We start from the raw sequence: 7,528 nt of genomic DNA, 5'->3' as shown, positions 1-7,528 counted from the left end.
AACATAACGTCTGGTGATGATGGCGGAGGGGACCCACCCGTTCCCATACCGAACACGGAAGTTAAGCCCTCCAGCGCCGATGGTACTTGGGCTTAAGCCCTGGGAGAGTAGGTCGTTGCCAGGCCACCAACCCCCACTTCATTTTGAAGTGGGGGTTTTTTGCTGAATAAGGCCAGAGTGAGGGTGTACATCACTCTTTTTGTAAAACAAATTAAAGAAAATTCATTTACTCGGTTGCATTTACAGGCGATTCTGATATACTACTGATAACAACAGAGATCATACCTATTAACACTTTGTTTTTGGCAAGAGTTCGAATCCTTATGCAAGTTAAAAATGAAGCAGTAGACTTATGCAAGAAAATGTTCGTAAACTCATTTTAAACAATATCATTATTCATTTTATTCATTATATAACTACAATAGTTGTTGACAAGATGAATAGAGGTTACTATAATCATTTTTAATAACTTGACAAAGCAACCATTTCACATTCCCACAAACTCATACCCTTACAAAATGGTTTACCGGTGGCTTCAACCGGCTGACAGGAAGGAAGACAGTTAAGTGTTTTGAGATCGAATTTTTTGAAAATAACAACATAACTTTATTACTCAACTACGGTGAAGAGGACAAGCGGAAGTGGGCGCTGACGGTACAGAGAACCATCTCATGGCTGAGAAGATGGGCGTCATCCCATTTCACGTATCACCTCTGAGTTTTGCCTTTCAAAGAGGAAGCATTCTCAAGTAGAAGGCAACGGCTGGTTTCCGTTAGCAAACTAAGGTCCTGCAAAAGGACTTGGTGAGTCTGCTTTTCGTGAGAAAAGTAGAGAAGCTGAGTGGTACCGCGAGTGTTTCTCGCCTCAGCGTCAAATCAAACGTTTGAAAGGAAGAGAAACGTTTGTTTGATGGCTGGGGCTTTTTTGTACTGACTCATGGGATGGCAATCGCTTAGGAGGCCTCCCGACCATGCCTTCAACCAAACAAATCGGCTTGTAGGCGTTTCTTGTTTAGAAGCGAATGTTGGGTAAACCATTGTGAGGAAAGGTTGTGAAACAGTATGAACACCGGAGTTAGTCAGAAGATTGAAAAAATATCCGGCGCCAGGATGGTTGTCCAGTGTTTGAAACGCTTAGGTGTCGACACGATTTTTGGTTATCCTGGTGGGGCGATATTGCCGATCTACGACGCGCTTTACAACAGTGGGATCCGTCATGTGTCGACGCGACATGAACAGGCGGCCATCCATGCTGCCGAAGGATATGCCCGCGCGACGGGGAAGGTGGGAACAGTGATGGTCACCTCGGGGCCAGGTGCAACCAACTTGGTAACCGGCATTGCCGACGCTTTTATGGATTCTGTCCCTATTGTCATCTTTACGGGTCAGGTGGCCACTTCTATGTTGGGAACGGATGCTTTTCAAGAAGCCGATGTGCTGGGAATCACGTTGCCTGTAACCAAATACAGTTACCAAGTGCATGATTCAGCCGAGATTCCAAAGATCATCCATGAGGCTTACCATGTAGCCGGTTCAGGTCGGCCCGGGCCCGTTTTGATTGACATACCGAAAGATGTGTCTAATGCGGAGGCCGAATGTCAGTATCCAGACCGAATCTCTTTGCCCGGCTATCGTGTCGCGGAAGAACCCGATCCAGAGCAAATTGCCAAGATCGCCACTGCGATTGCCGAAGCTCGGCGCCCCCTTTTATATATCGGTGGTGGCATCATTCACGCTGAAGCTTCAAAAGAATTGAGGAATTTTGCCAAACAGGCCAACATTCCCGTCGTCACGACGCTGATGGGCTTGGGGGCGTTCGAACCGGATGATCCGTTGTTTTTGGGAATGCTGGGCATGCATGGAACCTATGCTGCTAACATGGCCGCTTATGAATGCGACTTGTTGATCGCATGTGGTGTGCGCTTTGATGATCGAGTTACGGGCAAGCTGGAACGATTCTCTCCCCATTCAAAGAAGGTGCACATCGACATCGACCCCGCGGAGATCGGCAAAAATGTGGCAATTGATTATCCGCTGGTATGCGATGTACGAAAGGCGTTGCTCCGGCTGTTGGATCAAGCCCCCCGACCAGACAGCGAGGCGTGGGTTAGCCAAACGACAAGCAGGGCACAAGCGTTTCCTTTAACCTATGAGCAACGTCCAGACGGGGAGTTGAAACCACAATTTGTAATCGATTATTTGAGCAAGGTGACGGAGGGCAAAGCGATCGTCACGACTGAGGTGGGGCAGCACCAGATGTGGGCGGCGCATTTTTACCGGGTGCGTCAACCGCGCAGTTTCATCACATCAGGTGGCTTGGGTACGATGGGATTTGGTTTTCCGGCGGCCATGGGGGCGCAGTTAGCCAAACCGGATGCGACCGTCGTTTGCATCGCCGGGGACGCTTCGTTCCAAATGAATATACAGGAACTGCAAACGATCGCGGAAATGAACATCCCCGTGAAGATTTTTGTCATCAACAATCATTTTTTGGGGATGGTGCGGCAATGGCAGGAGATATTCTACGATGGGCGTTATTCAGAATCGCGGCTTAGTTCGCCAGATTTTGTGAAAGTGGCGGAAGCGTTCCATGTGAAAGGGATACGCGCCACCACCAAGGAAGAAGCGGAACGCGCCATTGACGAAGCGTTGCGTTATCCTGGTCCGATCGTGGTTGACTTCCAAGTAGAAGAAGAGGAAAGTGTGTTTCCGATGGTGCCTCCGGGCAAAGGCAACAATGAGATGATTTTGGGAAGGTGGGAAGGATGAAGCAGACAATCAAGCTGAGGGTGAATCCCAAGTCTAGCGCATTGGCGAGAGTTATGGGGATGTATGTGCGCAGGGGCATCGACATAGAACACCTGCTGGTGGAGAAGGAGGAGCGATCCGATTTTTCTACCATGACGATCACCATGGATTGTGACGCTCTCAAATTGGATCAGATGATTAGGCAGTTAAGCAAACAGATTGATGTTATCGCTGTTCAGAAATTGTCCGGAGAAAGCCATTAAATCTCAGATTCACATCAAATAACGAAAAAGGGAGACTGATAACATGCATATGTATTATGACAATCATGCGGATTTAAGCGTTTTAGCAAACAAGACGGTGGCGGTGATCGGCTATGGGTCCCAAGGGCATGCTCAAGCGCAAAACTTACGGGATTCCGGCGTGAACGTGGTGATTGGGTTGAGACCCGGCAAATCATGGCAACAAGCGGAGGCTGACGGATTTGAAGTGCTGACGGTTAAAGAAGCGAGCGCCCGCGCCGATGTGATCCAACTCTTGTTGCCTGATGAATACCAAGCCAAGGTGTACCAGGAAGAGGTGGCGCCTGGATTGACTGCCGGCAACATGTTGCTGTTTTCACACGGGTTTAATGTTCACTTCGGTCAAATCGTCCCCCCTGAAGATGTGGACGTGGCCATGGTGGCACCCAAGAGCCCTGGTCACTTGGTGCGTCGCGTATTTAAACAAGGCGGTGGTGTGCCGGGGTTGCTAGCCGTTCATCAGGATGCGACGGGCCAAGCCAAACAGGTGGCACTTGCTTATGCCAAAGGATTGGGTTGTACCAAAGCGGGGGTATTTGAAACAACTTTCCGCGAAGAGACGGAAACAGATCTGTTCGGTGAGCAAGCTGTTTTGTGCGGAGGCATGACGGCTCTGGTCAAAGCAGGATTTGAAACGTTGGTGGAGGCCGGATACAGTCCAGAGATCGCCTACTTTGAATGTCTGCACGAATTGAAATTGATCGTGGACCTGATGTATGAAGGAGGCCTTTCCCGGATGCGCTATTCCATCTCCGACACAGCCGAATTTGGGGATTATATGACCGGGAACCGCATTGTCACCGATGCGACCAAAGAGGAGATGCGCCAAGTGTTGCGTGAAATTCAACAAGGGGAATTCGCGAAAAAATGGATTCTCGAAAATCAGGCAGGGCGTCCTTCTTACAATGCGATCAAGCAGCAAGAGGCCAATCATCCGATTGAAGAAGTGGGGGCCAAATTGCGTCAAATGATGAGTTGGATGCAGAAATAAACGAAGTAGAGGGCTGGATGCGGAGGTCGGTGTGGAGATGATCAATGTAAAAGAGGCCGTCGGCCCGGGTGATGTGGTAAGTGCCCGGAGCGCGCTCAAGGACGTCGTCAGACAAACGCCACTGGAGTATGACGCGCTATTATCCGATCGGCATCAATGTCAGCTTTATCTCAAACGTGAAGACTTGCAGGTTGTTCGTTCATTCAAACTCAGAGGGGCTTACCACTTTTTAAGCCGTCGTTCAAGAGATGAATTGGATCGAGGGGTCGTATGCGCGAGCGCTGGCAATCATGCGCAGGGGGTTGCCTACTCTTGTCGCTTGTTGCAGGTGCAAGGAAAAATATTCATGCCCACCACTACGCCCAATCAAAAGGTGAACCAGGTTGCGCGTTTTGGCGGTCCATATGTGGAGATCGTCTTGACCGGCGATACGTTTGACGCTTCGTTCGCTGAGGCGATGCGAGTGTGTGAGCGAGAACGGAAGCTGTTTGTGCATCCTTTTGATGACCCGGATGTGATTGCTGGGCAAGGAACTGTGGGGTTAGAGATCATTGAACAGTTTTCCGGTTCCATTGATTACTTGTTTGTCGGCATTGGCGGAGGAGGTTTAGCCGCCGGTTTGGGCACCTACCTAAAAAAGATCAGTCCTATGACCAAAATCATTGGTGTGGAGCCCGCCGGCGCCCCGGCGATGCATATGTCATTGCACCAAAACGAAAGAGTCATGTTGCGCGAGCTGGACAAATTTGTTGACGGTGCGGCAGTGCAGCAAGTAGGCACGCTGACACTGGAGATTTGCAAACAAGTGCTGGACGACGTGGTACTGGTGCCAGAAGGAAAAGTATGTTCCACCATCCTGCAATTGTACAATGAAAACGCGATAGTTGTGGAACCAGCAGGAGCGTTGGCTTTGGCTGCCCTCGATTTTTATCGGAACGAGCTCAAGGGCAAAAACGTGGTCTGTGTTATCAGTGGCGGGAACAACGATATAGACCGTATGTCTGAGATAAAGGAAAGATCGTTGATTTATGAAGGGTTGAAGCATTATTTCATCATTAATTTCCCGCAACGGGCCGGTGCTTTGCGGGAATTCATCAATGGAGTTTTGACGGAGCAGGCGGACATCACTCGATTTGAATACATCAAGAAAAACAACCGTGATAGCGGCCCCGCTCTGGTGGGAATTGAGTTGAAGGAGAGGGATGAATATCCACTGTTGATTGAACGGATGGAGCGAAACCAGGTGGATTACATGGAAATCAATAAGGATCCGAACTTATTTCATCTGTTGATTTGACTGGCCAGGAGGGATGCCGTGTGGGAAAAATGAGAAGCGACACGATCAAGCGAGGGTTCGACCGCGCTCCGCATCGTAGCTTGTTGCGGGCGACTGGACAAATTCGGGATGAGTCCGATTGGGATAAACCGTTCATCGCCATTGCCAATTCGTATATTGACATCATTCCCGGACACGTTCATTTGCAAGCGTTTGGTGAACTGGTGAAAGAAGCAGTACGTGAAGCGGGTGGCGTACCGTTTGAATTTAACACGATCGGGGTGGATGACGGGATTGCCATGGGACACATCGGCATGCGCTATTCCCTTCCCAGCCGGGAGATTATCGCCGATTCTATAGAAACAGTGGTGGCAGCCCATGCGTTTGACGGTTTGATCTGCATTCCCAACTGTGACAAAATCACTCCGGGCATGATCATGGCGTCTTTGCGGGTGAACATTCCCACCATCATCGTGTCCGGCGGTCCGATGAAAGCGGGGAAAACAAGTGACGGTCGCTCAATTTCTTTGGCTTCCGTGTTTGAAGGGGTCGGCGCTTACCAAGCGGGCAAGATTAACCAAGCCAACCTGGAGGAATTGGAACGGTATGGCTGTCCCACATGCGGTTCTTGTTCAGGGATGTTCACCGCCAATTCCATGAACTGCCTGCTGGAGGCAATCGGTTTGGCTCTCCCGGGCAATGGAACCATCCTGGCTGTGAGCGAAGAGAGAAAAGAGCTGGTCAAGCAAGCGGCAAAACAACTCTTGCGACTGATCGAGCTGGATTTGAAGCCGCGTGACATTGTGACCGAGAAGGCTATTGACAACGCGTTCGCTTTGGACATGGCCATGGGAGGCTCTTCCAATACGGTGTTGCATACGTTGGCTATTGCTCATGAGGCAGGATTAGACTATTCATTGGCGCGGATCAACCAGTTGGCCCAAAAAGTGCCGCATTTGTGCAAAGTTAGCCCCGCTTCCGATTATCACATTGAAGACGTGCATCGGGCAGGTGGCGTCTCCGCCATTTTGAACGAGCTCAGTAAAAAAGAGGGAGCCTTGCACTTGGATCAGATCACCGTCACGGGCAAAAACTTGGGCGAGAACATTTTGGGGGCTGATATCTTGGATCAAGATGTTATTCGGCCATTGTCCGATGCCTACTCGCAAACAGGTGGCTTGTCGATCTTGTTTGGCAATTTGGCTCCTGATGGCGCTGTGATCAAATCAGGCGCCGTTCAAAACGGCATTACCCGCCACGAGGGGCCGGCCATTGTCTTTGACTCCCAAGATGAAGCTTTGCAAGGCATTGCCTCAGGAAAAGTGCAAGCGGGACATGTTGTCGTCATCCGATATGAAGGCCCCAAAGGAGGGCCGGGTATGCCCGAAATGTTGGCGCCAACATCTCAAATTGTGGGGATGGGCTTGGGAACGAAAGTGGCCTTGGTGACAGATGGGCGCTTTTCGGGGGCAACTCGAGGGATTTGCGTCGGCCACGTTTCCCCTGAAGCTGCGGAAGGAGGCCCCATCGCCTTCATTGAAGATGGGGATATTGTAGTGATTGACATCGAACAAAAGAAATTGGAAGTACGGTTGTCGCCAGAAGAGCTTGAACAAAGACGAGCCAAGTGGTCCGGTTTTGAGCCGAAGGTGAAAACGGGGTATCTCGCTCGTTATTCCAAACTGGTTACCTCCGCCAGCACCGGGGGAGTCATGAAAATTTGAAGGTTGCAAAAGCGGGCACAGTCAAACTCATTCTTACTGCTGTCCGCTTCCTCCCTTCATTTACAGCTCTTGCTCCAAAACTGTCTGTCACCTTGCCATTTCCACAGTATACAGAATCCCGATAAATAATCTGAATAGATGGAATAATGGTTTTTGTATTGACTCAAATGCAATCATTTAGTAAGATCATATTTGTCGCCGCAAGAGCGGTACGAAATGAAACAACGTGTTCCTTGAAAACTAAAGAGTGACAACGTGACCTGTCAATTCATCGAGCATAGACTCAAACCTCAGTTTCACACTTCGATGTGAAACCTTTAACGGAGAGTTTGATCCTGGCTCAGGATGAACGCTGGCGGCATGCCTAATACATGCAAGTCGTGCGGGGGTCTTCGGACCCTAGCGGCGAACGGGTGAGTAACACGTGGGCAACCTGCCCGTAAGACTGGGATAACTCCGGGAAACCGGTGCTAATACCAGATAATCTC

Annotated in this window: 5 protein-coding genes and 2 rRNA genes; all 7 read left to right on the top strand. The window is 49.9% G+C overall.

Going from position 1 to position 7,528, the window contains the following annotated elements:
• Positions 1-9 precede the first annotated feature (9 nt).
• Positions 10-124 (top strand): 5S ribosomal RNA (gene rrf / locus QQZ12_RS16700).
• Positions 125-1,061: 937 nt separating this feature from the next.
• Positions 1,062-2,768, top strand: a complete 1,707-nt coding sequence (gene ilvB / locus QQZ12_RS16695) for a biosynthetic-type acetolactate synthase large subunit (RefSeq protein WP_284724681.1) — start codon at positions 1,062-1,064, stop codon at positions 2,766-2,768.
• Positions 2,765-3,010 (top strand): acetolactate synthase small subunit, encoded by a 246-nt coding sequence (gene ilvN / locus QQZ12_RS16690; RefSeq protein WP_102992702.1) that lies wholly within the window; start codon positions 2,765-2,767, stop codon positions 3,008-3,010. Before ilvB ends, ilvN begins: the two co-directional genes overlap by 4 nt.
• 43 nt (positions 3,011-3,053) lie before the next feature.
• Positions 3,054-4,040, top strand: a complete 987-nt coding sequence (locus QQZ12_RS16685) for a ketol-acid reductoisomerase (protein WP_102992701.1) — start codon at positions 3,054-3,056, stop codon at positions 4,038-4,040.
• Positions 4,041-4,077: 37 nt separating this feature from the next.
• Positions 4,078-5,337 (top strand): threonine ammonia-lyase IlvA, encoded by a 1,260-nt coding sequence (gene ilvA, locus QQZ12_RS16680; protein ID WP_284724682.1) that lies wholly within the window; start codon positions 4,078-4,080, stop codon positions 5,335-5,337.
• 20 nt (positions 5,338-5,357) lie between these two features.
• Positions 5,358-7,040, top strand: a complete 1,683-nt coding sequence (gene ilvD, locus QQZ12_RS16675; protein ID WP_284724680.1) for a dihydroxy-acid dehydratase — start codon at positions 5,358-5,360, stop codon at positions 7,038-7,040.
• A 317-nt stretch (positions 7,041-7,357) separates the two neighbouring features.
• Positions 7,358-7,528 (top strand): 16S ribosomal RNA (locus QQZ12_RS16670); the annotation flags it as partial.

Source organism: Laceyella tengchongensis (assembly GCF_900182735.1).
In the GTDB taxonomy this organism is placed as follows: domain Bacteria; phylum Bacillota; class Bacilli; order Thermoactinomycetales; family Thermoactinomycetaceae; genus Laceyella; species Laceyella tengchongensis.
Note: the sequence above shows the minus strand (reverse complement) of the source record. Positions and strands in the feature narration are given on the sequence as shown.

Bases quoted from the DNA above. Each gene is read 5' to 3' on its own strand.
- ilvB (WP_284724681.1), top strand. From the start codon at position 1,062: ATGAACACCGGAGTTAGTCAGAAGATTGAAAAAATATCCGGCGCCAGG.
- ilvN (WP_102992702.1), top strand. From the start codon at position 2,765: ATGAAGCAGACAATCAAGCTGAGGGTGAATCCCAAGTCTAGCGCATTG.
- QQZ12_RS16685 (WP_102992701.1), top strand. From the start codon at position 3,054: ATGCATATGTATTATGACAATCATGCGGATTTAAGCGTTTTAGCAAAC.
- ilvA (WP_284724682.1), top strand. From the start codon at position 4,078: ATGATCAATGTAAAAGAGGCCGTCGGCCCGGGTGATGTGGTAAGTGCC.